Origin of the sequence: Maricaulis sp. (assembly GCF_048270095.1) — a bacterium.
Lineage (GTDB): Bacteria > Pseudomonadota > Alphaproteobacteria > Caulobacterales > Maricaulaceae > Maricaulis.
The window spans coordinates 178,247-198,253 of the sequence record NZ_JBLWTL010000001.1; the positions used below are offsets into that span (position 1 = coordinate 178,247).

A 20,007-nucleotide genomic window follows, 5' to 3' on the forward strand; every position below is an offset into this window, starting at 1 on the left:
GCGCGGCTCAGCCGGCCCGCTGCATATCCTCGAAACGTTTGCCGATTTCGTCTTCGAAGCTTTCGGCGAGGACGGTCACGCGTTCGATTCTGTCAGTGCGGAAGTGGCGAAAATCATTGCGCAACTCGCACCAGGCCGTCAGTAGCCAGATGCGGCCGAAACAGGTCAGTGCGAGCGGGCGAATGATGCGCGTTGTCGCTTCATCATTGAGCGAATTATAGCGGACCCGCAATTTGCGCCGGTTTGTGATCGCATTGCGCACCGGCCCGAACGCTTCCGGACGCACCGTGTCGTCGAGGAAGGCTGCAAAGAGCGGCGCCGACTTCAGACGTTCGCGATGGGTGTCGGGCAGGGCGTGCTCGATCTTCGACAGGGCTTCATCGGCTGCCGAAGCGAGATCGCGATCGCCGGTGGCGCGCACAAAGCGGGCGCCCAGGGCGAGGGCGTCGAGCTGTTCATAGCTGAAGGTGATCGGCGGCAGGTCGAAGCCCGGCCGCAACACATAGCCGACACCGGCTTCGCCATCGATCGGCGCACCGGAACCGATCAGATGCGCAATGTCGCGATAAATGGTGCGCTCGGAGACATCAAACTTGCCCCCCATTTCCTGGGCCGTAACAGCACCCGGCGCGGCCTGACGCAGGGCCTGGATAATGCGGATCAATCTTTCGGCGCGACGCACTGACAATCTCCTGACGCCAACGGGCAGAGTGGCAAGGTGTCAGGGTTCGACGGGCTGATCAAGCGTAGAATTGCCGGGATGGACGCGCTTGCGCGTTTGACCTGTCTGGTGACGTCAGGCTGACAAAAGGCAGGTCACGCCGCTATCGACCGGTGCAGGATTGGCGGCCAGTGGCGCGGCGCGAGACAGGCCGCGCTCATGACATCTCCCGACATTAAGCTCAAGGCTCCGAAATGACGCGTGAAATTCGCGCCCGGGCGTCATTTCGGGCATTCCTGAGCTGACCCGCCCTGTCCCACGTGAAACAGCTTGCCTAAGCCTTAACGACATCCTGCATCGAATACAGGCCGGGTTCGCGGCCCGTACCAGCGTCACACATCCAGCGTGCGGCTGTGATTGCGCCGCGGGCGAAGACGCGCCGGTCATGCGTGCGGTGGCTGATGGAAATGTCCTCCATGTCGGACAGCAGGCGCACTTCATGCTCGCCAATAATGCCGCCGCCGCGCGAGACGGCATAGCCGATCGTGCCGGGCCGGCGTGGCCCGGTCACGCCTTCGCGGGCCCAGACGGCCATTGCCTCATGATGGATACCGCGGCCGCGCGCGGCCGCATGCCCGAGCAAAAGCGCAGTACCCGAGGGCGCATCGGCCTTGAGCCGGTGATGGGTTTCCGAGATCTCGATATCCCAGTCCTTGGCCGGCAGGATGGCCGCCTGCTCGACCAGGGCCTCGATGACCGCGATGCCCAGGGAGAAATTGCCGGCGGCCAGCAAAGGGACGCGCTGGGCGGCGGTGGCCAGGCGTTCGGATTGTTCGGTCGTGAAGCCTGTCACCCCGGTCACCAGGCCACACTTTCGTTCCTGGACAGCCATGCGCTCGGCCACTGAGACGGTCATGGCGGGCAGGCTCGCATCAATGACGATATCGCTCAGTTCAAGCGCGTCCTCGAAGGGGACTGTGGTGCGGCAACCGGCTGTATCGCGATCCAGCATTTCGCCGACATCCTCGTCAAGATAGGCCGACTGGCTGCGAACGATGGCGCCCACCAGTTCCATATCCGGAGCATCGAGAACGGCGGCGCAGATGGCGCGCCCCAGGCGGCCCGTCGGGCCCAGCACGGTGACTTTGGTGACTGATTTCAAAACACGCCTCCGGAAAGAATGCGATCAGCAAACTTTTCAAACAGATAAGAGCCTAGAATCGGCAGGATGGGGATCAGGATATAGAGGCTGAAACGCAGCGTGACCGAGGTCGAGATCGGCCATTCCGGGCGGCGCTCGACCCAGACTTCGTAATCGGTCAGACCAGCCAGTGCCGAGGCCGCCGCATCATCGCCGGCAAAGGCCCGCTCGCGCGCCTGTGCCATGTGCCGGTGCACTTCGACCAGTTCGGTGGCTTTGGCCGCCTGTACCTTGCGCTGGATCGGACGAACCGCATTGGTCAGCGCCACCACCCCGCCCAGCGCTGCCAGGGCGATCGCCGGCACAGCGATCCAGGCCTGCCGGGGATCTGCGATGAAGAGCAGGAGCACGCCGGCCATCACCAGCCATGAACCCGCTGCGGCCAGCCCGATACGGCCGAAAATATCCAGATTTTCGAGATGATAGAGATCGATCACCGCATGGCGGTCGATCAGTTTTCGCATTTCCCGGCCTTCGCGGGCCAGGCTCAGTCCGGCCCGCAGGCCGACAGCATAGAGCCAGGGCGAAAAGACGAGGAACCACAGCCCGATTGACTGGACGTATTCGAGCGGCGTGACGGCTTCGGCATCGGTCATGATGATGTTGAAGATCAGCCCACCGATAAAACCGAAAATGGTCAATGCCCAGTAAGAGCGGCGCCAGGAGGCCGGGACGCCTTCGCACAGGGCATTCGCGGCGGCGCGGCCCTGTGGGTCCATGGCGGCGAGCAGGCTGGCCCGTTCCGTTTCCCAACGGCGGCGTCCGATCTGGGTCAGCGCGACCCCGGTTGTCAGGATCATGGACAGAACGAAACCGATCCAGCTGACTGTATTCAACTGCCAGGCCCCGGCAGCATTCACATAGCCCAGATGCGGCCGGCCGGTAATCTCGGCGATCAACGCGAAGGAGCCAAAGCTGACTGCGAAAACCGTCAGTGTGGTGCCCCAGAAACCCAAGGGCGACCAGCGATAGAGCGCGGTCTCGGCGGGGGTGAAGCGCTCGAGGTCCAGGACCTGCTCGGGTGTGGCATCGCTGTCGGTCATGCCCGCCACATTAGGCTGCACCGGGCGCGCGTGTCACCTGCCCTTTGAGCGGGCCCTGGTCAGGCGTTCGGCCGTCCGTCATCCGTGGTGACGTCGCTCCAGAACTGCTTGACCTTGGTGAAGAAGCCATCGCTGTCGGGGTTGCAGCCCTCGCCGGAGAGCGAGCAGAATTCCTTCAGCAGCTCCTTCTGGCGTTCGCACAGATTGCGCGGGGTCTCGACAAAGAGCTCGATCACCATATCGCCGCGCGGTCCGCCACGCAGGCGGGGCATGCCCTTGCCGCGCAGGCGCATGCGCCGCCCGGTCTGGGCGCCGGCCGGGATTTTCAGTTCGGCCTTGCCGCCATCAATGGTCGGCACTTCAATGGTGGCGCCCAGGGCAGCGGAGACCATGGAGGCCGGGGTGCGGCAATAGAGATTGGGTCCGTCGCGCTCGAACAATTCGTGCGGCTTGGCGGAGAGGAAGAGATAGAGGTCGCCGCGCGGGCCACCGCGCGCTCCGGCCTCGCCTTCACCGGCGAGGCGGATACGGGTGCCGTCCTCGACGCCAGCGGGGATATTGACGGTCAGGGTGCGGTTCTTGCGCACGCGGCCGACGCCGTCACAGTCCTGGCAGGGGGTTTTGACATATTGGCCGCGGCCACCACACTGCGGGCAGGTCTGTTCCATGGTGAACAGGCCCTGGGAGCGGCGGATGCGACCGGCGCCATGGCAGGTCGGGCATGATTCCAGATCAGTGCCTGGTTCATTGCCATGACCATCACAGCGCTCGCAATTCATTGCGGTCGGAACGGTGATGGTGGTTTCCTTGCCAGTGAAGGCGTCTTCAAGGCTGACTTCCATGTCGAAGCGCAGATCATTGCCGCGCGCCGGGCCGGTATGGCTGCCGCCACGGCGGCCACCACCACGCCCGAAGGCATCGCCGAACACTTGTTCGAAGATATCGGCAAATTCCGCAGCACCGCCGGCGCCAAACGGGCCCTGGCCGCCATAGCCGCCGCCACCGCCCTGATCGAAGGCGGCGTGGCCCATGCGATCATAGGCGGCACGCTTGTCACCATCGGACAGAATGGCATACGCCTCGCCGACTTCCTTGAACTTGGCCTCGGCTGCGTCATCGCCCGGATTGCGATCCGGGTGAAACTCCATCGCCAGCTTCCGGTAAGCCAGTTTCAGGGTTTTTTCATCAGCCGTCTTGGCGACGCCAAGGATTTCGTAGAAGTCACGCTTGCTCATTAAATTTCACCCGGTTTCAGCACCAGCACCGCGTTCTGACGCATCTGCAAGGCCAATTCATATCCATTTCGCAGGCACAGGCCGGCCGCCCCCGCTGTGAGGCCGGCCACATGGCGGGTCTCGAGCAGGATCATGCGGGGCCATATGGTTCGGGGCGCGTCCCCGAAAAAGGCTTCGAGGACAATTTCCTCAAAGCCTTCAATGTCCATTTTCATGATGTCGACATGGTCGACACCGGCTTCATGCAAGGCGGCGCGCAGCGGGCGCAGACGGATGCTGCTGCCTTCGCCGCCGGCCTCGATATGGACTTCGCCGCGATTATGGTCGGACTGGACCAGCACGGCTTCGCCTTCTTCGGCACCGAGCGCATAGGGCAGAACGGTAACATTGGCCGCATTCGAGGCCGCGAGATTGAATTCCAGCCGGCGCCGGTTTTCGACGTCCGGTTCGATCGCGACCGCCTTGACGCTTCGCCCGAGAGCCTGGCCGTCGGCCACCGCCGACAGCGTGTAGAAGCCGGCATTGGCTCCGGCATCGACGAAGACAAAATCTTTTCCCGCCGGTTTGGCGGCGATGCGCTCGCGAATGGCGGCGCGTTCAGCATTGTCCCAGGTTCGGGAACCGACGAAGACCCGTTTCTCACAGCGATTATCGCGCATGTGCAGGCGGGCGAACTGGCCCGGAAAGACCTCGACATCGGCGATGTCGCGACCGCCTGACATCAGCACGCGGCGGATGGCGGATTCGGCGCCGCGGCGCAGCCCGTCTGTCGGGAGCGACATCGCCAGCCGGCGCAGCCACTCCTCGCGGGAAGACAGGGCAAAGGCGCCAAAAGGCGCGGTCATCGGATCGGGGTTCGACATGATTACGCTCTCAAGTCCGGTGCGGGCCGGCACCGCTGACGCGGTGCCGGCCCGGATACCGTTTCTTAGGCGTCTTTCTTGGCGTCGTCGTCAACCTCTGAGAATTCAGCGTCGACGACATCGTCATCGGCTGCCTCTTCGGTTTCGCCTTCAGTGCCGCCCTCGCTCTGCTGGGCGGCATAGATGGCCTCACCCAGCTTCATCGAAGCCTGGACGAGGGCCTGGGTCTTTTGCTGGATGGCTTCGAGGTCTTCGCCGTCCTTGACGTCCTTCAGCTCTGCAAGGGCGGCCTCAATGGCTTCCTTGTCGGCGGTCGGGACCTTGTCGCCGAACTCCTCGAGCTGTTTCTCGGTCTGGTGCACCATGGCTTCGGCGCCGTTCTTGGCTTCGACCAGCGCACGGGCGGCCTTGTCGCTTTCGGCATTCGCCTCGGCGTCCTTGACCATCTGGTCGATATCGGCGTCGGAGAGACCACCGGAGGCCTGGATGCGGATCTGCTGCTCCTTGCCGGTTGCCTTGTCCTTGGCCGAGACATTGACGATGCCGTTGGCGTCGATGTCGAACGTGACCTCGATCTGCGGCAGGCCGCGCGGTGCCGGTGGCAGGCCGACCAGGTCGAACTGACCCAGCAGCTTGTTGTCGGCAGCCATTTCACGCTCGCCCTGCGAGACGCGGATGGTCACCGCGGTCTGATTGTCATCGGCGGTCGAGAAGACTTGGCTCTTCTTGGTCGGGATCGTCGTATTACGCTCGATCAGTCGGGTGAAGACACCGCCCAGCGTTTCGATGCCCAGCGAGAGCGGGGTGACGTCGAGCAGCAGCACGTCCTTCACATCGCCTTGCAACACGCCGGCCTGGATGGCGGCGCCCATGGCGACAACTTCGTCCGGGTTCACACCCTTGTGCGGGTCCTTGCCGAAGAAGCCTTTCACGACTTCCTGGACTTTCGGCATGCGCGTCATGCCGCCGACCAGGACGACATCATCAATGTCGGCCGGGGACAGGCCGGCATCCTTGAGCGCCTTCTTGCAGGGCTCGAGCGTGCGCTTGACGAGGTCTTCAACCAGGGCTTCCAGCTTGGCGCGGGAGAGTTTGATATTGAGGTGTTTCGGACCGGAGGCGTCAGCGGTGATGAAGGGCAGGTTCACTTCATAGCTGGTGGCCGAAGAAAGTTCTTTCTTCGCCTTTTCAGCTTCTTCCTTCAGGCGCTGCAGGGCCAGCTTGTCCTTGCGCAAATCGATCGCGTGTTCTTTTTTGAACTCGTCGGCGAGATAGCCCACGATACGCATGTCGAAGTCTTCACCGCCGAGGAATGTGTCCCCGTTGGTGGCTTTCACTTCAAACACGCCATCGCCGATTTCCAGCACGGAAACGTCAAACGTGCCGCCGCCGAGGTCGAACACGGCAATCGTCTTGCCTTCATTCTTGTCGAGGCCGTAGGCGAGCGCCGCTGCGGTCGGCTCATTGATGATGCGCAGGACTTCAAGCCCGGCAATCTTGCCGGCATCCTTGGTGGCCTGGCGCTGGGCATCGTCGAAATAGGCCGGCACGGTGATGACGGCCTGGTCGACCTTCTCACCGAGATGGGCTTCGGCGGTCTCTTTCATCTTTTGCAGGATGAAGGCCGAGACTTCCGACGGCGAATACTTCTTGTCGCGGCCCTGGACCCAGGCGGCGTTATTGTCGGACGGGACGATCTTGTAGGGCACCATATCGATGTCCTTCTTGACCGTCGGGTCGTCCATCGTGCGGCCGATCAGGCGCTTGATGGCAAAGAAGGTAAAGTCGGGGTTGGTGACAGCCTGGCGGCGGGCCGGCTGGCCAATCAGGCGTTCGCCGTCAGCGGTGAACGCGACAACAGACGGGGTGGTGCGGGCGCCTTCGGAGTTTTCAATCACCTTTGCCGTGCCGCCATCCATGACGGATACGCAGGAATTGGTGGTTCCGAGGTCGATGCCGATGACCTTGCTCATAGATATATTCTCCGTTTTTCTCACAGCGGGACCGCCACGCGGACAGGGACCTTGAGACCAAGCGTCCATTACCCGGGTTGACTGCCCCCTTCGGGATCGTCGTTGAGTGTCCGGCGGAGCCGCCACCGGACGTGGTTCGTGTTCAGCGGGAATACCCCCGCTCTTGGTAGGCGATTTAGGGAGCGATCACGCCAAGCGCAAGTGCGCGTGCAGGATCAGTGCAGGCATTCGCAGATTCATGCCGACCCGGCCGGGGGCCTGGCACGGCCGGTGAGAACGCCTTGCCCGCTTGAAGGAATTCGCGGGGCGGATCCGGCGTGCGCTTTCCGGGTGGCGGCGCGGCCCGGTCTGCGGCAGTTTCGCCTCCATGACTACATCCTTCACCCTCCCCGACGGCTTTCGCTATCTGCCCGGCCATTACGACCGCACGGCCCAGACGGCATTGATGGAGGCGGTTGTGGCGGCAACGCGCACCGCGCCTTTCTGGCGCCCGGCCATGCCGCGCACCGGCCAGCCGCTCTCGGTGATGATGACGAATTTTGGTCCACTCGGCTGGGTCACCGACAAGGCGAAGGGTTATCGCTATGAGCCCTGCCACCCGCAAAACGGCCAGGCCTGGCCGGACATCCCGCCAGCATTGCTCCAGCTCTGGTCGGATTTCGCGGACTATCCTGCGCCTCCCGAGGCCTGTCTGGTGAACTGGTATGCGCCGGACAGCCGCATGGGCATGCATATCGACTGGGATGAGGCGGCCACCGATGCCGCCGTGCTCTCGGTTTCGCTGGGGGACAAGGCGCGGTTTCGTATCGGCGGCCCGCAACGTGGCGGCAAGACCGGCTCGATTGTGGTGTCCTCGGGTGACGTAGTGGTGCTCGGCGGCGCGGCCCGGCGCTGCTATCACGGCGTCGATCGTATCTACCCCGGCACATCGACGCTGCTGCCGCCCGAGCACTTTGCCGGTGGTGGACGCATCAATCTGACGCTGCGGCGGGTGAATTTATTTTGAGCCCGACCGGAACAAAATACCGGCCATGGGCGTTATTGCCATGATTTCGACAAGGGCGTGATATCGGCTGGCGCTTGCCGTCAGCATCCGGCCTTGAGAATGATGCGGGTAATTCACCATGGCAGGTCCGGTTCGGATTTGTCTCAACAGAAAGGCGACATCATGTTGACCAAGATTGTCACGATTTCCCTGACCGCGCTGGCCCTGACGGCCTGTGGCGCGACCACTCAGGGTGCCATCTCCGGCGGGGCGATGGGTGCTGCAGCTGGCGCCATCATCGGCAATAATACCGGTTCGGGCGATGCCCGTACCGGTGCCATCATTGGCGGCGCGATCGGCGCTGCAGGCGGTGCCTATGCCGGTTGCCGCAGCGAAGGCACCTGTGCGTGGGACCAGAATAACCGCCACCAGTCGCGCCTCTATACCGACCAGCGCACCGGCGGCCAGTATTATCTCGACGACCGGGATGGCTGCTCCTACTGGCGCAATGGCCAGTTGCGCGGCTGCTAGACGCGAACGCATGACATAAAGGGCCCGCCTCACCGATCATCGGTGGGGCGGGCTTTTTCTTGCCCGAAATCAGTCCTGTGCCGGCAGCTCAGCCGGCCCGGACTCGTCCGGCGGCATGTAATCGATCGCGGTCATCGGGATCGAGCGGCCATTGGCCTGCACCAGCCTGACATGCTTGCGCCGCAACAGGCGTGGCTCGGCGACGCCGCAGGAATGGGCGATCATCTCGACATGCTCACGCACGGTATTGGCATAATGGGCAACCTTCTCGAATTTCTCCGTCACCACGAGACCACGCTGCAGGCGCGGATTATGGGTGGTGACGCCGGTCGGGCAGGTATTCATGTGGCATTTCATCGCCTGGATACAGCCAAGCGAGAACATGAAGCCGCGGCCGCACTGGATGAAGTCCGCACCCGAGGCGAGCGCCCAGGCGACGGAGCCCGGGGTGAGAAGCTTGCCCGAGGCGATAATGCGCATCCGGCCGCGCAGCCCGTGCCGCTCCAGGATCGTGACAGCAATCGGAAGGCTCTCGCGGATCGGCAGGCCGACATTGTCCATCAAGGCCATGGGTGCCGCGCCCGTGCCGCCATCGCCGCTATCGATGGTGAAGAAATCCGGCGCAGTGTCGAAGCCGCGTTTCCTGATCTCCAGGCATAATTCCTCAAGCCAGCCATAGGCGCCGATACAGGCCTTGAATCCGACCGGCTTGCCGGTGACCTCACGCAGATGGGCGACCAGGTCGAGCAGGTCTTCGGTATTGGCGACTTCGGGATGGCGATTGGGGGAAATCGAGGCCTGGCCAGCGGGTATACCGCGGATCGCCGCGATCTCGGCCGTCACTTTCTCCGCCGGCAAAATCCCGCCCTTGCCCGGCTTGGCGCCCTGGCTGAGCTTGAGCTCGAACATCTTCACTTGCGGTATGGCAGCGATCTCGCGCAGCTTCTCCTCGGACAAATTGCCAAGCGCGTCACGCACACCGTATTTGGCGGTGCCGATCTGGAAAACGATGTCGCAGCCGCCATCCAGATGCATTTCGGTCAGGCCGCCCTCGCCGGTATTCATCCAGATCCCGGCCTTGCCCGCACCGCGTGACAGGGCGCGCACCGCCGGCTTGGACAGGGCGCCATAGCTCATGCCGGAAATATTGAAGAAGGAGGGCGCGTCATAGGGCTGGCGCGCGGTTGGCCCGATCCGCAGCGCCTGGGTATCGGCGGCATGGTCATCGAGCGGGGGAAAAGCGCTGTTGGCAAAGATCGCTGTTCCCACCGGGGTCAGCGGTTTGGTCGAGCCGAAGGGCACCGTGCCGCCTTCGCCGCGGGCTGAACGATAGACCCATTCGCGCTCGGCGCGGTTGAAGGGCAATTCCTCGCGATCCATGGCAAAGAAATACTGGCGAAAGAACTCGCCGAGGGTTGTGAACAGACTGCGGAAACGCCCGACCACAGGGTAATTGCGGCGGATGGCATCGCTGGTCTGGGTGCGGTCGATGATGAACAAGACCAGCGCGATCAGCGCCAGCACGCCCAGTGCGAGGATGAAAGCCTGGGTCAGGACCGACATCGCCTGCACTGCCCAGCCCGGAAGCCCCATCATGCCGCATTCTCCCGATTCAAAACTGCCGCCATGATGGCCCAGCCCGTGGCGCGAGGCGAGCGCCTATAGCGCCAGCTCCGTCTTTGGTGATCCGGTATGAGGTTCTATTCCGCGTTGGCCGCCTCAAGCTCGGCCGCGATGGCTTCGGCGCGATCGATGCGCAGGTCCGGCGTCTGGTCGGCGGCACCCATTTCAAGCTGACCGGCCTTCCATTGCATCGCCATGAAGACGCGGGCCCGGCCCGACGGATGGTCGAACATGAAGCCTTCCTCCAGCGGGCCCGGCTCGATCTTGCGATAGGAGGACAGGCGCAGCGCCGTGGTCGCAAAACCATCGGGTTCGCGCGCGGCATTGAGGCCGAAAATATCGGCCTCCGCCTCATTGGTGCGGATGATGGTGTTGAAGACCGGCGTCGCCGCAAAGAAGAAGACCGAGAGGCAGGCGATCAGCAGGGGAAGGCCCGCGACATCGCCAATATCGGCGATGCCCCAGCGCTGACCCAGAACGCGATTGGCCCAGCCGAACAGCCCGTTGGTGACGGCAAAGCCGATCGCCAGCAACAGGGTGAACATCGCAAACATTTCCCAGATATGGTTGAGCACATAATGGCCCATCTCATGCGCCATCACGGCCATGATCTCATCGCGATCCGTATTCTCGATCAGCGTGTCGGACAGGGCGATGCGGGTGGTGTCGAACAGGCCGGAGACATTGGCGGTGATCCGGTTGGACTGGCGCGAGACGTCGAAGACATAGACATCGTCGGCCGGGATGCCATTGGCGTGGGCGACCGCGAGAATTTCGTCGCGCAGCTCACCCGCTTCCATCGGCTGATAATCATTGAAGAGCGGGTCGATATAGATGGGCGAGAGAAAGAGCATGAAGCCGAGGAAGAGCACGGACAGCGCCGTGCCCCACATCCACCAACTCGCCTTGGCGATCCGGATGACCGCGTAGAGAATGGTAAAGAAGACTGCGAACATCAGGGTCGAAACCCCGAGATTTATCGCCCATTCGCCCAGCCAGCCCGGCAGGCTCATGGTCGAGAGATTGAAGGCGTGCTCGCGGTAAAAGCCTTCATACAGCGCCATCGGAAAAGTCAGGATCGAAGTGATCAGGGAGTAGACCGCGGCGAAGATCAGCGTCGTCAGCCAGTTGAATTTCACGGCGGCGCGCAGCTTGTCGCGCAGGGTTCTGGCGAAACCGGTTTGCAGCAGGATCCCCGCGACGATCAGGCCGATCACGAAATTGGCCAGGATCAGCCAGTAGCCGCCTTCGAAATAGGCGTCAGACCGGGCTCGGGCCGCGCCATCGAGGGTCGCAAGATAGGCCTGGGTTGCCGTTTCCGGATCAAAAGCCGGCGCCGCCTGCAGCGCCAGGCTGGCAAACTGGGTGATGATCATCCTCGTATCCCCGCATTCCCGCGCCGGTACAGGGCGGCGCTTTGGCGGCGATTAGAGCGGAGTCATCACCCAATAGGCAAGCATGAAGCTGGCGAGAGGGCCTTGATCAGGCCTTCATGTCGATATGTCCGCCCGGTTCGCCACCTTGCGCTGCATCACCGGCGGGCTGTCCTGCGGAGACGGCCACCATGGCGGCGCGCAGGGTGCGTCCGCCAATCGTGAAGCCGGTCTGCATGGCTGCCGCGATCGTGCCGGCCGGTTGATCGGACGGGATTTGCGCTACGGCCTGGTGCAGGTGCGGATCGAACGCCTCGCCCGGCTGCGGGTCGACCTTGCGAACGCCATGGCGTTCCATCTTGGCCAGCATGGAGCGCTCGGTCATCGCGACGCCCTCGATCAGATTCTTCATCGGCTCAGAGGCATTCGCGATGGTGTTTTCATCAACTGCAGCGACAGCACGCGACAGGCTGTCAGAGATGTCGAGCATGTCCTCGGCAAATTTGGAGACGGAATAATCGCGCGCGTCGCGCACTTCCTTCTCGGCCCGTTTGCGGGTGTTGTCGGCATCGGCGACGGAACGCAGCAGGCGGTCGCGTGTCGCTTCCAGCTCGGCATTCAGCTTGAAAATGATGTCATCGCGCCCGGCGGGGATGTCCTCGGCGGCGTTATTGTCGTCGTTCTCGATCGCGTCGTCGGTCATGATGTCCTCGTTCTCAGTGTCCTGAGGCGTGCCGTCGGTCGTGTCAGTCATGCTTCTTCACTCTCAAGGTCTGGCGCCGTCCAGGATCTTGCCGACGACGCGGGCTGTATAATCGACCAGGGGGATAACACGCGCATAGTTCAAACGGGTGGGGCCAATTACACCCAGTGCGCCGACAATCTCCTGATCCCTGTTCATATAGGGAGCCACGATCACACTTGAACCCGACAGGCTGAAAAGCGGGTTTTCGGCGCCGATGAAGAGGCGCACGCCCTGGCCGTCGCGAGTTCTGTCCAGCAGGGCAATCAGCTCCTGCTTGCGCTCGAGATCGTCGAACAGCATGCGGATGCGTTCGAGGTCATCGGCGGCTTCGAGGTTCTCCAGCAACCGGCCCTGGCCGCGAACGATCAGCGAACGATGCTCACCGCCGCCGCCCCAGTCGGCGAGGCCCTGCTTGACCAGGCCCTGGGCGGCGCTGTCGAGCTGGGAGCGGTTTTCGGCGATTTCGCGCTCGATATCGAGGCGCGCCTGTTCCAGGCTGCGGCCGGTCAGGCGCGAGGAGAGGAAATTGCCCGCCTCCACCAGCGTCGCCGGTGGCAGGCCTTCCGGCGCCGTCATCAGCCGGTTCTCGATCGAGCCGTCGGAGAAGACCAGAACGGCGAGGACTTCATGGCGCGAAATCGGCACGAATTCGACATGGCGCAGCGGCGCGTCCCGCTTGGGCGTGACGACCAGTCCGGCCCCGCCCGACAGCCCGCCCAGCACGGCGGAGACCTCGTTGAGCAGATCCGGGACGGTGCGTCCCGTGGTCGCGACACGGCCTTCGATCGCGCCGCGCTCGGACGCATTGAGCTCGCCAACCTGCAACAACCCGTCCACGAAGAGGCGCAATCCGGCATGGGTCGGCATGCGGCCGGCGCTGGCATGGGGCGCCGACAAGAGGCCCATCTGGGCGAGATCGGCCATGGTATTGCGGATCGAGGCCGGCGACAGCGCCAGCTTGCCGGCCTGGGCCAGGGTGCGTGAGCCGACCGGACCGCCCGATTGCAGATAATTCTCGACGATCTCGCGGAATATATCGCGCATGCGCTCATCGAGCGCGGCCAGGCCGGTCTTGGGTGTCGTGTCGGACATGTCTCTCAATTAGGCCCGACCGCGCAAAGGTTCAATTACCCTGTTCAATTGTCATGCTCCGCGGGCCCATGCCGCCATCATCGCCGGTGTGAATGCTTGATGCGCGGCGGGATGACCGCTAGAGCGGCAGTCGAACACCCTATGGAGACAGCTATGAGACCTTTTGGACGCGCGCCCGACGCGATGCGCGAAATCACCCTTGAGCCGGGCGTCTCGCTCTATGCCGAGGGTTCCTGCCTGGCCCGTTTTGGTGGCACGCATGTGCTGTGCACCGCCAGTATCGAGGACAATCTGCCGCCCTGGCTGCGGGGTGGCGGCAAGGGCTGGGTGACGGCTGAATACGGCATGTTGCCGCGCGCCACCCATACGCGTTCGCGCCGTGAGGCGGCTGCCGGCAAACAGTCGGGCCGGACCCAGGAAATCCAGCGTCTGATTGGCCGCTCCCTGCGCGCTGTCGTCGATCTCAAAGCCCTTGGCGAGCGTCAGATCACCGTCGATTGCGACGTGCTGCAGGCCGATGGCGGCACCCGCACCGCTGCCATCACCGGCGCCTGGGTCGCCCTGAAACAGGCGACCGCCTATCTGATGGAAGAAGGCCTGCTGAAAGCCGATCCGGTCTATGGCCAGATCGCCGCGATTTCCTGCGGCGTCATCGATGGTGAATCCCGTCTCGACCTCGAATACGAGGAAGATCGCCGCGCCGAAGCCGATGCCAATTTTGTTTTGTCGCCCAATGGCGGTATCGTCGAAATCCAGGCAACGGCGGAAGACCGGCCGATTCCTGAAACGGCATTTGAAGAATTGTTTGCGCTGGCCCGCGCCGGTGTGGCGACTTTGGGTGAAGCACAGCTTGCTGCCCTTCGCGCCTAGATCTTTGGATTTTGGCTTGTTGGTCAGAGCATAGGCAGACGGCGGGAGCGCGCTGGGGGGCAGAAAATGGCCCGCTCGGACTCTCTTGGGAAGGGGCGTACCGTGCAGGCCCGCTCCCGCCGTCTGATCCGCTCACCGAACCGGTGAACGAATTTCATTGCAGCCCACGCGCCTATCGTGCGGCGTCGGGACTGTCGTCCTCGTCTTCATCATCGAATGACAGCAGGTCGCCCGGCTGGCATCCCAATTCGCGGCACAGCGCTTCAAGGGTCGAGAAGCGGACGGCCTTGGCCTTGCCTGTCTTGAGGATGGACAGGTTGGCCATGGTGATTCCGACGCGGTCGCACAGCTCGGTGAGCGACATGCGACGCTCCAGCAGCATCCGATCGAGGGTGACGCGAATAGGCATATCTGGCGCTCCCCCTAAATCGTCAGTTTTTGTTCTTGGCGCATTTTCGCACCTTCGCGGAACACTTCCGCAAACACCAGCAGGGTTACCACTGCGAACCAGGCACCGAGGCTGATATTCGGCATTACGCCAAGCTCTGCGCCGCCGATGACCGGCTCTTCCATATCCATCAGGGTCAGGATCATGGCGACCGCGCCCTGGGTGAGATGGCGCAGCACCTGATAGGCGGCGATGGCGATCGCGATCACTTGCAGATGGCGCGCATTCTCCGGCACGAAAGGATCGCCGGCGATCAGTGTTGCAAAGACCCGGCGCAGGCGGTCGACGACCACCATGGCTGCCACGATCTCCGCGATCAGAAAGGGGTAGATCCAGCCGAGCCGCTGTACGGCGTCAAAAACCTGCGAGGCCGGACCCGGCGAATAGCCGAGAATGTCCATCAGGAAAGCGGCTGCCGCGGCAACCAGAACCAGTGAGGCAAAGGCCAGCAGGGCCCACCCCAGATACCAGGCACCGCCCAGTATCATTCTGAGAACCGATGTAATCGATCCGCGTCCCAGCGTTTTCATGCCCAGCCCTTCCCAAATTCATTGGGTGGGCCGGCGGCGGAATGACCCGTCGCCAGCCTCACCTGATGTCAACCATTACGCGACCATCGGCGCAATAGCGTAGAACGTACCGGCGGCGACTGAAATCAGCAGCACCATATTGATCGCGATGGAAGCGAACATACGAAAGCCGGAATTCTCGGACCTGACCATCTGACTGTTTCCTTTGTGTTGAATCGAAACCATTACCGTTGTCATTTCTGCTAACAGGACGATGTCTCCCGTCCTTGTTGATTATCGATAAACGCGAACTGAAGGAGACGCAAGTGAAAAATATCGTTTTTCGATATTAATTTCTCGAAAGCCGATAAACTCTTGGTAGGAAACCGGCCATGATCGATCAGGATATCTGGGTGCTGGCGAGCCATAATCCCGGAAAAATCAGGGAGTTGCAGGCCCTTCTCGCGAGCCGCGGGATCGCCCTGAAAGGCGCTGCAGGACTGGGTCTGGATGAACCGGAAGAAACCGAGTCGACATTCGAGGGCAATGCGGCGCTGAAGGCGAAGGCGGCCTGGCAGGCTACCGGGCTGACGTGTCTGTCCGATGATTCCGGCCTGTCTGTTGATGCGCTGGGCGGCGACCCCGGCATTTACTCGGCCCGCTGGGCCGGCGAGGCGCGCGATTTCGACATGGCCATGACCCGGGTCCAGGAAGCGCTGCTGGCCAGTGGTGCCGCGGACCGCACGGCGCGCTTCGTCTGTGTAGTGGCGCTGTGCCGCGCGGACGGGACGCTGGTGCATTATCGCGGCGAGGTGGTTGGCGAGATCGTCTGGCCGCCGCGCGGTGAGGGTGGTTTCGGCTATGACGCGATTTTCCAGCCGCACGGGCATGACCGCACATTCGCGCAAATGGGCGCCGCCGAGAAACAGGCGATGAGCCATCGGGGCCGCGCCCTTGAGGCTCTGGTCGCGGCGGAATTCGGGCGATGAACCCGCTCGCCGATGCGCTCGGCCTCTATGTCCACTGGCCCTATTGCGCCCGGATCTGTCCCTATTGCGATTTCAACGTCTACCGTCCCAAAGGCCAGGAAGACGCGCTGCTCGAGGCGATCCTCGCCGATATGAGCCATTGGCGCGCCCGCAGCGGCGCGCGGCCGCTGGCGAGCCTGCATTTCGGTGGCGGCACGCCCTCCCTGATGACGGGCGCGCAGATTGAACGCCTGATCGCCCATGCCGACGCGCTCTGGGGTCTGGCGGCCGGGGCCGAGATCGGGCTTGAGGCCAATCCGAAGGATGTCGACCATTTCGGCGACTTCATTGCGGCCGGGGTCAACCGGCTATCGGTCGGCGTCCAGAGCCTTGATGATGCCGCGCTCAAACAGCTCGGCCGCGATCATGACGGACCGCTGGCGCGGCGGGCGATCGAGCGTGCGATGGCGGTCTGTGATCGCGTTTCGATCGACATGATCTATGCCCGCGCCGGCCAATCAGCGAAATCCTGGGAAGACGAGTTGCGCGAGATCCTGGCCTTTGGCGCTGGCCATATATCGCCCTATCAGCTGACGATTGAAGCCCGGACTGCCTTTGGCCGCCGCGCGGCGCGCGGCGAGCAGCTCGACAGCCCCGAGGAGCTGGCCGCCGATCTCTATGAGCTCACGCATGAGATTTGTGAGGCCCATGGTCTGGCCGCCTATGAAATCTCCAACCACGCCCGCACCCCCGCAGACCAGTCGCGTCACAACCGGTTGTATTGGGAGGGGGGCGACTGGATTGGCGTCGGACCGGGCGCTCATGGCCGGATTGGCTCAGCCTGCGAGACCGGGCGTCAGGCCTGCGAGGCCCGGGCACAACCCAAAGCCTATCTCGACGCGATAGCCGCCACGGGCAGTGGTGTGGGGGAGGCCGAAACGCTCAGTCCCGCCGATGAGCGTGCCGAGCGCATCCTGATGGGCATGCGTCTGGCAGACGGTCTTGATCTCGACGTCCTGCAGCGCAAGACCGGACTGGGCATCGACGCGCCAGCCTTCGAAAGGCTCAGTTCTCAAGGCCTGGTCGAACGGTCCGGCGGACGCATTCGATTGCTCCCGGCCGGTCGGATCTTCGCTGACCGGATTTCCGGTGAACTGGTTCCGGACCTGTCCTGACGGCTAATAGGCCAGTGGGTCGAAGGTCAGTGGTGCCGGTTCGATTTCCCGGAAGCCGCGCGACTGCACCTCATAGATCGCCAGTCCGCGTTCAATCACGCCTGATGACGAGAAGCGGAACAGACCGTCGATGCCGAGAAAGCCTTCAGAATTTTCGATGGCCTCACGGCTGAAGCCGAGCTCGCCGCCTTCAAGATGCGCCGCCAAGGCGAGCGCATCATAGCCGAGGCTGGCAATATTTGAGGCCCGGCTACCATAAGCGGCCTCATAGGATTGCTCGAACCGCTCATGCGAGGCCCGGTCGGGGCCGGCAAACCAGCCGCCATGCAGGGCCGGCTCGCGCAGCAAATCCTCGTCATTCCACAGGCCTGTGCCCAGGAAGCGGACCACCAGCGGGTCGACCGCCTGGGAAATCAGCAGCGGGCCCAGCGTGCGCAGACGCGTACTGCCCTCAGGCAGCATCACGGCCTGGAAAGGGGCATCGGGGTGCGGCACCCACTCGGACTGGCGCAAGACCAGCGCCTCTTCCGGGGTGATGGGCTCGAACACACCGCGCGCCAGCCGCGAAGAGGCGCTGGCCATCGCTTCGACATCGCCGGTGTAGAAGGCCTCTGCGGTCAATTGCGCGCCGGTCAGCCCGGCATTGTCGCGCAGCGCCGTGTTGACCGCCATGCCATAGCGGCTTTGCGGACCGAGATAGGCGTAGCGCTGGACGCCCTGGCGCGAGGCGTATTCGACGACGCGCGCAACTTCGAGCTCCGGCGGAAAGCTGAGCAGATAAACGCCATTCCCCGCGGTTGAGGTGTCGGTGGAAAAGGCAATGACAGGGATGTTGGCGCGCCGGGCGACCTGACCGACCACGGTCACGGACTGGCCGAAGAGCGGGCCGATAATCATGTCGGCGCCGTCTTCAAAGGCGGCCATGGCTGCGGCGCGGGCGCCGTCGGCGGTGCCTTGTGTGTCCTTTGGGATGAGCAGGAGATTGCTGCCGGCACGCTCGAACAATGCCAGTTCGGCGGCCCGCAGCAAGCGCAGCGATTCGGCGCGGGCGCCGGCGTTCTCGCTCGAGAAAGGCAGGAGAATGGCGATGCGCGCTGCGTCGCGGCCGGCCATATGCGGCGGGACCAGGCCAACAGCTTCGTCGATCACCGGCGTTTCCACCGGCTCGACCGGGGTCGGGACCTGCGGCGGCAATTCAACGACGACCGGCGGTGGCGGTGTGGTCGCTGTCGTACCGCAGGCACTGAGTGTCAGTGCCGCGATGATCGCGAACAGGCGCACGCCACCTTTTTGTGTCATTCTTCCTGCGGTGCCAAACACGCGCAATGCTACATCTGATGTCATGACTCAATCACCCAAGGAATTTCAGCCCGAAGCTATCCGCCCTGCACGCGGCGGGCAAGCGCTAGCGCCCGGCCTTTATCTGGTCGCGACGCCGATCGGCAATTTGCGCGATGTGACCTTGCGGTGTCTCGACGTGCTGGCCGGGGCTGATCGCGTGCTGGCCGAGGATACCCGCGTCACCCGGCGCCTGCTGGATGCCTATGGTATTGAGGCCAGGCTACAGCCCTATCATGATCACAATGGCGACAAGGTCCGGCCGCGTGTGCTCGAGGCGATCGCGGCTGGCGAAATTATCGCCCTGGTCTCCGATGCCGGCACGCCGCTCGTGTCTGATCCGGGCTATAAGCTTGCCCATGCGGTGATCGAGGCGGGCTTGATGGTGACGGCGATCCCCGGCGCTTCCGCTGTGCTGAGCGCGCTGTGCGTCGCCGGCCTGCCGACCGATTGCTTCACCTTTGCCGGTTTTCCGCCGCCCAAGACGGCAGCGCGCGAGGCCTGGCTCAAACCCTTCCGGGAAATTCGCGGCTCGCTGGTGATCTATGAAGGCGCGTCGCGGCTGGCAGCTTCGCTGGCCAGCATGGCCAAGGTTCTCGGTTCGCGGCAGGCGGCAGTCTGCCGTGAGCTGACCAAATTTCATGAGGAAGTTCGGCGTGGCACGCTGGAGGAACTGGCGGCCCACTACGAAGAGGCCGGTTCGCCGCGCGGGGAAATGGTGATCGTGGTCGGTCCCGGCCCCGAAGATCATTGGGATGAGACGCGCATTGATGCCGCGCTGGGGCAGGTGATGGCCGAGATGCGGATCAAGGATGCCGCCGCCCGCATCGCCGATGTTTCAGGTTGGAGCAAGCGCGATGTCTATGCCCGCGCCCTGCGCCTCAAGGGCGATGGCGGTGCGGGGGAGACGGCGTGACGGCGCCGCGCCGGGCCGCTGAATCCCGCGGTCGCTGGGCCGAGCGGCTGGCGATGCTCTGGCTGGGCTGCAAGGGTTACCGCCTGCTTGATCATCGTGCCCGCACGGCGGCGGGCGAGATCGATCTGGTCGCGACGCGCGGCGATTATCTCGTCTTCGTCGAGGTCAAGGCGCGGCGCACTCTGAACGCCGCGCTGGAATCCTTCGGCGAACGCCAGCGCCGGCGCATCATTCGTGCCGCTTCGATCTGGCGGGCCCGGCATCGCGGTTTTGAACACCTGCACATGCGCTATGACTTGTTTCTGGTCGCCGCCGGCCGTTGGCCGCAGCATCGCCGGGCGGCCTGGATTCCCGAAACTCGCGAGGCTCTCGATCTTCTGTAGGAAACAGCCTAGCTTGGCCGTGTACAGGTCGAGACCTGCCCTGAATTATCGTGCGGATCGCCTGATCCGTTTTCC

General features: G+C 63.4%; 20 protein-coding genes. 7 read left to right on the plus strand and 13 right to left on the minus strand.

Annotation, left to right across the window (positions count from 1 at the left end):
* Positions 1 to 7 precede the first annotated feature (7 nt).
* The 6 genes from ACN0YJ_RS00910 to dnaK form a co-directional block, all read right to left on the minus strand.
* Positions 8 to 682 carry a helix-turn-helix transcriptional regulator gene (locus ACN0YJ_RS00910; RefSeq protein WP_417476568.1) on the minus strand — a complete coding sequence of 225 codons (675 nt, stop codon included), beginning with the start codon at positions 680 to 682 and terminating at the stop codon, positions 8 to 10.
* Between the two features lie 313 nt (positions 683 to 995).
* Positions 996 to 1,823 (minus strand): 4-hydroxy-tetrahydrodipicolinate reductase, encoded by an 828-nt coding sequence (gene dapB, locus ACN0YJ_RS00915; protein ID WP_417476569.1) that lies wholly within the window; start codon positions 1,821 to 1,823, stop codon positions 996 to 998.
* Complete coding sequence (locus ACN0YJ_RS00920; RefSeq protein WP_417495071.1) at positions 1,820 to 2,905, minus strand: hypothetical protein; 1,086 nt, start codon at positions 2,903 to 2,905, stop codon at positions 1,820 to 1,822. Before ACN0YJ_RS00920 ends, dapB begins: the two co-directional genes overlap by 4 nt.
* 59 nt (positions 2,906 to 2,964) lie before the next feature.
* A complete protein-coding gene (gene dnaJ, locus ACN0YJ_RS00925; RefSeq protein WP_417495072.1) occupies positions 2,965 to 4,140 on the minus strand; it encodes a molecular chaperone DnaJ in 1,176 nt (391 codons plus the stop codon).
* A complete protein-coding gene (locus tag ACN0YJ_RS00930) occupies positions 4,140 to 5,003 on the minus strand; it encodes an FkbM family methyltransferase (protein WP_417476572.1) in 864 nt (287 codons plus the stop codon). Before ACN0YJ_RS00930 ends, dnaJ begins: the two co-directional genes overlap by 1 nt.
* Positions 5,004 to 5,068: 65 nt before the next feature.
* Positions 5,069 to 6,976 (minus strand): molecular chaperone DnaK, encoded by a 1,908-nt coding sequence (dnaK, locus tag ACN0YJ_RS00935; protein ID WP_417476573.1) that lies wholly within the window; start codon positions 6,974 to 6,976, stop codon positions 5,069 to 5,071.
* A 367-nt stretch (positions 6,977 to 7,343) separates the two neighbouring features.
* Between dnaK and ACN0YJ_RS00940 the strand changes: the two genes are divergently transcribed.
* A complete protein-coding gene (locus ACN0YJ_RS00940) occupies positions 7,344 to 7,982 on the plus strand; it encodes an alpha-ketoglutarate-dependent dioxygenase AlkB (RefSeq protein ID WP_417495073.1) in 639 nt (212 codons plus the stop codon).
* A 162-nt stretch (positions 7,983 to 8,144) separates the two neighbouring features.
* Positions 8,145 to 8,492 carry a YMGG-like glycine zipper-containing protein gene (locus tag ACN0YJ_RS00945; RefSeq protein ID WP_417476575.1) on the plus strand — a complete coding sequence of 116 codons (348 nt, stop codon included), beginning with the start codon at positions 8,145 to 8,147 and terminating at the stop codon, positions 8,490 to 8,492.
* 69 nt (positions 8,493 to 8,561) lie between these two features.
* On the opposite strand, the gene ACN0YJ_RS00950 is transcribed toward ACN0YJ_RS00945, so the two are convergent.
* The 4 genes from ACN0YJ_RS00950 to hrcA form a co-directional block, all read right to left on the minus strand.
* On the minus strand, positions 8,562 to 10,088 hold the full coding sequence (locus ACN0YJ_RS00950) for an FMN-binding glutamate synthase family protein (RefSeq protein WP_417495074.1): 1,527 nt from the start codon (positions 10,086 to 10,088) through the stop codon (positions 8,562 to 8,564).
* A gap of 104 nt (positions 10,089 to 10,192) precedes the next feature.
* Complete coding sequence (locus ACN0YJ_RS00955) at positions 10,193 to 11,491, minus strand: M48 family metallopeptidase (RefSeq protein WP_417495075.1); 1,299 nt, start codon at positions 11,489 to 11,491, stop codon at positions 10,193 to 10,195.
* A gap of 106 nt (positions 11,492 to 11,597) precedes the next feature.
* Positions 11,598 to 12,242, minus strand: a complete 645-nt coding sequence (gene grpE / locus ACN0YJ_RS00960) for a nucleotide exchange factor GrpE (RefSeq protein ID WP_417476578.1) — start codon at positions 12,240 to 12,242, stop codon at positions 11,598 to 11,600.
* A gap of 12 nt (positions 12,243 to 12,254) precedes the next feature.
* Positions 12,255 to 13,325 carry a heat-inducible transcriptional repressor HrcA gene (hrcA, locus tag ACN0YJ_RS00965; protein WP_417476579.1) on the minus strand — a complete coding sequence of 357 codons (1,071 nt, stop codon included), beginning with the start codon at positions 13,323 to 13,325 and terminating at the stop codon, positions 12,255 to 12,257.
* A 153-nt stretch (positions 13,326 to 13,478) separates the two neighbouring features.
* Here hrcA and rph point away from each other — a divergent pair, with 153 nt between their 5' ends.
* Positions 13,479 to 14,195 carry a ribonuclease PH gene (rph, locus tag ACN0YJ_RS00970; protein WP_417476580.1) on the plus strand — a complete coding sequence of 239 codons (717 nt, stop codon included), beginning with the start codon at positions 13,479 to 13,481 and terminating at the stop codon, positions 14,193 to 14,195.
* 172 nt (positions 14,196 to 14,367) lie between these two features.
* Here the strand turns inward: rph and ACN0YJ_RS00975 are convergent, their stop codons facing one another.
* Positions 14,368 to 14,604: a helix-turn-helix domain-containing protein gene (locus ACN0YJ_RS00975; RefSeq protein WP_417476581.1), complete on the minus strand. Its 237-nt coding sequence runs from the start codon at positions 14,602 to 14,604 to the stop codon at positions 14,368 to 14,370.
* Positions 14,605 to 14,618: 14 nt separating this feature from the next.
* A complete protein-coding gene (locus ACN0YJ_RS00980) occupies positions 14,619 to 15,173 on the minus strand; it encodes a DUF2975 domain-containing protein (protein ID WP_417476582.1) in 555 nt (184 codons plus the stop codon).
* Positions 15,174 to 15,544: 371 nt separating this feature from the next.
* Between ACN0YJ_RS00980 and rdgB the strand changes: the two genes are divergently transcribed.
* Positions 15,545 to 16,141, plus strand: a complete 597-nt coding sequence (gene rdgB, locus ACN0YJ_RS00985) for an RdgB/HAM1 family non-canonical purine NTP pyrophosphatase (RefSeq protein ID WP_417495076.1) — start codon at positions 15,545 to 15,547, stop codon at positions 16,139 to 16,141.
* A complete protein-coding gene (gene hemW, locus ACN0YJ_RS00990; RefSeq protein WP_417488958.1) occupies positions 16,138 to 17,295 on the plus strand; it encodes a radical SAM family heme chaperone HemW in 1,158 nt (385 codons plus the stop codon). The genes rdgB and hemW overlap by 4 nt, the downstream gene beginning before the upstream one ends.
* A 3-nt stretch (positions 17,296 to 17,298) precedes the next feature.
* Here hemW and ACN0YJ_RS00995 read toward each other — a convergent pair whose 3' ends face one another.
* The gene (locus ACN0YJ_RS00995) at positions 17,299 to 18,594 is read right to left on the minus strand and encodes a penicillin-binding protein activator (RefSeq protein WP_417476585.1); all 1,296 of its coding nucleotides are present in this window, start codon (positions 18,592 to 18,594) and stop codon (positions 17,299 to 17,301) included.
* 43 nt (positions 18,595 to 18,637) lie between these two features.
* Between ACN0YJ_RS00995 and rsmI the strand changes: the two genes are divergently transcribed.
* Together rsmI and ACN0YJ_RS01005 are read left to right on the plus strand one after the other, a co-directional pair.
* A complete protein-coding gene (rsmI, locus tag ACN0YJ_RS01000; RefSeq protein ID WP_417476586.1) occupies positions 18,638 to 19,549 on the plus strand; it encodes a 16S rRNA (cytidine(1402)-2'-O)-methyltransferase in 912 nt (303 codons plus the stop codon).
* The gene (locus ACN0YJ_RS01005) at positions 19,546 to 19,932 is read left to right on the plus strand and encodes a YraN family protein (RefSeq protein ID WP_417495077.1); all 387 of its coding nucleotides are present in this window, start codon (positions 19,546 to 19,548) and stop codon (positions 19,930 to 19,932) included. Before rsmI ends, ACN0YJ_RS01005 begins: the two co-directional genes overlap by 4 nt.
* Positions 19,933 to 20,007 lie beyond the last annotated feature (75 nt).

Excerpts from the sequence above, each read along its gene's own strand:
- ACN0YJ_RS00940 (WP_417495073.1), top strand. The coding sequence starts at position 7,344 with ATGACTACATCCTTCACCCTCCCCGACGGCTTTCGCTATCTGCCCGGC.
- hemW (WP_417488958.1), top strand. The coding sequence starts at position 16,138 with ATGAACCCGCTCGCCGATGCGCTCGGCCTCTATGTCCACTGGCCCTAT.
- ACN0YJ_RS00975 (WP_417476581.1), bottom strand. The coding sequence starts at position 14,604 with ATGCCTATTCGCGTCACCCTCGATCGGATGCTGCTGGAGCGTCGCATG.
- grpE (WP_417476578.1), bottom strand. The coding sequence starts at position 12,242 with ATGACTGACACGACCGACGGCACGCCTCAGGACACTGAGAACGAGGAC.
- dnaK (WP_417476573.1), bottom strand. The coding sequence starts at position 6,976 with ATGAGCAAGGTCATCGGCATCGACCTCGGAACCACCAATTCCTGCGTA.
- rdgB (WP_417495076.1), top strand. The coding sequence starts at position 15,545 with ATGATCGATCAGGATATCTGGGTGCTGGCGAGCCATAATCCCGGAAAA.
- ACN0YJ_RS00980 (WP_417476582.1), bottom strand. The coding sequence starts at position 15,173 with ATGAAAACGCTGGGACGCGGATCGATTACATCGGTTCTCAGAATGATA.
- hrcA (WP_417476579.1), bottom strand. The coding sequence starts at position 13,325 with ATGTCCGACACGACACCCAAGACCGGCCTGGCCGCGCTCGATGAGCGC.
- ACN0YJ_RS00955 (WP_417495075.1), bottom strand. The coding sequence starts at position 11,491 with ATGATCATCACCCAGTTTGCCAGCCTGGCGCTGCAGGCGGCGCCGGCT.
- rph (WP_417476580.1), top strand. The coding sequence starts at position 13,479 with ATGAGACCTTTTGGACGCGCGCCCGACGCGATGCGCGAAATCACCCTT.
- ACN0YJ_RS00945 (WP_417476575.1), top strand. The coding sequence starts at position 8,145 with ATGTTGACCAAGATTGTCACGATTTCCCTGACCGCGCTGGCCCTGACG.
- dnaJ (WP_417495072.1), bottom strand. The coding sequence starts at position 4,140 with ATGAGCAAGCGTGACTTCTACGAAATCCTTGGCGTCGCCAAGACGGCT.
- ACN0YJ_RS00920 (WP_417495071.1), bottom strand. The coding sequence starts at position 2,905 with ATGACCGACAGCGATGCCACACCCGAGCAGGTCCTGGACCTCGAGCGC.
- rsmI (WP_417476586.1), top strand. The coding sequence starts at position 18,638 with ATGACTCAATCACCCAAGGAATTTCAGCCCGAAGCTATCCGCCCTGCA.
- ACN0YJ_RS00950 (WP_417495074.1), bottom strand. The coding sequence starts at position 10,088 with ATGATGGGGCTTCCGGGCTGGGCAGTGCAGGCGATGTCGGTCCTGACC.
- ACN0YJ_RS00995 (WP_417476585.1), bottom strand. The coding sequence starts at position 18,594 with ATGACACAAAAAGGTGGCGTGCGCCTGTTCGCGATCATCGCGGCACTG.
- ACN0YJ_RS00930 (WP_417476572.1), bottom strand. The coding sequence starts at position 5,003 with ATGTCGAACCCCGATCCGATGACCGCGCCTTTTGGCGCCTTTGCCCTG.